The organism is Bacteroides sp. AF32-8BH, from assembly GCF_003435205.1.
GTDB classification, from domain to species: domain Bacteria; phylum Bacteroidota; class Bacteroidia; order Bacteroidales; family Bacteroidaceae; genus Bacteroides; species Bacteroides ovatus.
Genome location: NZ_QVLZ01000098.1, coordinates 1 through 2,777, shown reverse-complemented (window position 1 = coordinate 2,777; position 2,777 = coordinate 1). Strand labels below are relative to the sequence as shown.

At 30.3% G+C, this 2,777-nt stretch carries 2 protein-coding genes; one reads left to right on the top strand and one right to left on the bottom strand.

The features are described 5' to 3' along the window. The coding region (locus DWZ47_RS30065; protein WP_004323748.1) for an STN domain-containing protein at positions 1-519 on the bottom strand (519 nt) is incomplete at its 3' end. A 377-nt stretch (positions 520-896) separates the two neighbouring features. On the opposite strand from DWZ47_RS30065, the gene DWZ47_RS30060 reads away from it, so the two are divergent. Next, positions 897-2,132, top strand: a complete 1,236-nt coding sequence (locus DWZ47_RS30060; RefSeq protein ID WP_004314041.1) for a site-specific integrase — start codon at positions 897-899, stop codon at positions 2,130-2,132. The last annotated feature ends 645 nt before the right edge of the window (positions 2,133-2,777 follow it).

Below are 2,777 nucleotides of genomic sequence, written 5' to 3'. Positions count from 1 at the left end.
TTGGGAGGCATAACCGATATAGGATACTTCAAGTACATCACCTTTAGCTGCTTGTATTTTGAAATTTCCATCCATATCAGTGATAGTACCATTTGAAGTTCCTTTTACCAAAATACTAACTCCAATCAATGGTTCTCCTTTTGAATCAGTAACAGTACCACTTGCAGTAATTGGTGTTTTTTTCTGCTGCTCTTCTTTATTACTCTTCGCAGAAAGTACAATATGATTATCTACTATTGAAAAACTGACATTTACTCCTCTGAATAACTGATTCATTACATTATTCAAAGATTCTTTTGTTACCTTGATAGATATGACACGATTTATATCGACATCATTTGTGTTATAGACTACTGACATTGAAGTTTGTTTCTCAATTTCTTTCAAAGCAGTGTTCAAGGGTACTTTCGATAGATTAAGAGTGATCGTTCGTTCTTGCCCATAAGCTGAAGCAAAACACGAAACCAACAAAAGGAAGAATAACAAGTATGAAAACTTGTGTTTTATAATTTCTTTCATCTTATTCTTTTTAATTAGAAATAGTTTTTAGAGAATTTGTAATTAGAGGCGGTAAATGAGATTACCGTTTTCACACAAAGGTTTCATGTATCTCTGTTTCTCATAATTAATAAATTTAAAGGTTATACTTAAAATAAATTCCATAAGCGCTTATTCAATAGTAATACATTTTATGTTGTAACCTTACTAAACGAAGATAAGATTTTTTTCGAAAAAAATAGAATAGAAAGATTCCTAATTGAAAAATAAATACTCAAATATTTGATAAATAGAATCTTATGTACTTATTAAAATCAGGCTGATTTATTACATTTGCATACATTTTGCATACAATATATGTATGCTTTACCTATTGTATAGATATAAATATTCATTTTATGTTCAAATATTCAAAAGATGGAATTTCGGTTTTAACCATATTAGATACCAGAAGAGCAAAAAAGAGTGGACAGTTTCCTGTTAAAGTTCAAGTGGTATATAGAAGAAAGCAAAAATATTACTCAACTGGGAAGGAAGTGTCAAAAGAAGATTGGGCAAGGTTATTAAAAGTAAAAAGCCGGTTATTGGCAGAAATTCGATCAGATATAGAGAGTAGTTTTTCAACTATTAAGCAACAAGTTAACGAACTGATACAAAAAGGAGAATTTAGTATTGAAACATTAAGCGCCAGGTTAGGAAGGCAGATGAATGATATGACTTTGCGCAGTGCTTTTCGCTTAAAAATGAAAGAACTGGAAGCCAATGAACAAGCAAACACTTACTTAAATTATCAAAGTGCTTTAAAAAGTTTAGAAGATTTCGGAGGTTCCACTATACCTTTGGAAAACATTACAATTGATTGGCTTAAACGTTGTGAAAAATTTTGGATATCAGAAGGTAAAAGCTATTCAAGCATAAGTATTTATTTCCGAGCTTTAAAGTGTGTCTTAAATCGTGCTGTACATGATGGTATCATAAAAGAATCATCTTTTCCTTTTGGAAAGAATAAATATGAAATTCCTGAAGGGTGTGGACGTAAATTAGCACTTACTCTTTCTGAAATAAAAAAAGTAATGTCTTATCAATGTGAAACAAAAGATATAGAAGAATTTAGGGATCTCTGGGTGTTTTCTTATTTATGTAATGGCATTAATTTTATGGATTTATTATTTCTTCAGTATTCAAATATTATGGATGGAGAAATATGCTTTGTACGCTCTAAGACATCTCGAACTACCAAACATAACAAAGAGATACATGCAATCATTACTCCTGAAATGTGGAATATTATTCAAAAATGGGGTAATCCAAGATTAAGCCCGCAAACGTATATTTTTAAATATGCTAGAGGAACTGAAGATGCCTTTGAAAAGATTAGATTGGTACGGCGTATTATAACCAAATGTAACAGAAGACTTAAAAAAATAGCCCAAGACATTGGAATTTTTCAGTTGACGACTTACACGGCAAGGCATTCTTTTGCTACAGTATTAAAACGTGGAGGTGCAAAAACCTCATATATTTCTGAAAGCTTGGGACACTCTAACTTATCTGTAACCGAGCACTATTTAGCATACTTTGAAAAAGAGGAAAGAATAAGGAATGCTCAATTATTGACTAACTTTAATCTCTAGATTAATACATTTGCATGCAAATTGTATGTACAATGAAAAATGGACCAATAATTGATATAGGATAAAAGTGAGTATAATATTAAAAAACGCATATTCAGATTACCTATAATTTAGAATATGCATCTTGTTATCAGGAGTGTTTTGAAAACCGCAGGGATTTCCACTTTAGCCAAACGTAATTCAAATAAAAAAGGATAATATTATTGCAAATTATTCTTTTTATCGCCCGCGTAGTGATAGAATAGTATCTAATATTGACAATATTAATCAAATGAAAAGATTCCGTTCTTTGTATTATCGGCACTAACTAGAAGAAAACAACTACTATAAAACAAGTTATTATTATTCTTTAAATGATTTGTTAGGTTCCATTTAAAGAATCAAAATGTTCCACACCGAGAAACGAAGTGATTCTCGGTGTGGAACATTCCTGAGAAAACGTCTTTTATCGAATATTCATACCGCATATATGAATAAAAACAATTTAATTACTGCATATTCATGTGCAATCTTACTAACTTTTTCTTTCATTCATTGATTTTGCTCAATTGTATTTAGCCTGATATCTTAAAAATAGAACATCTAATCTATTTATCTAACAAGAATTGGATCTAGAAAAAGTATATGAAACTGATTTTCTCCCAA

Excerpts from the sequence above, each read along its gene's own strand:
- DWZ47_RS30060 (WP_004314041.1), top strand. The coding sequence starts at position 897 with ATGTTCAAATATTCAAAAGATGGAATTTCGGTTTTAACCATATTAGAT.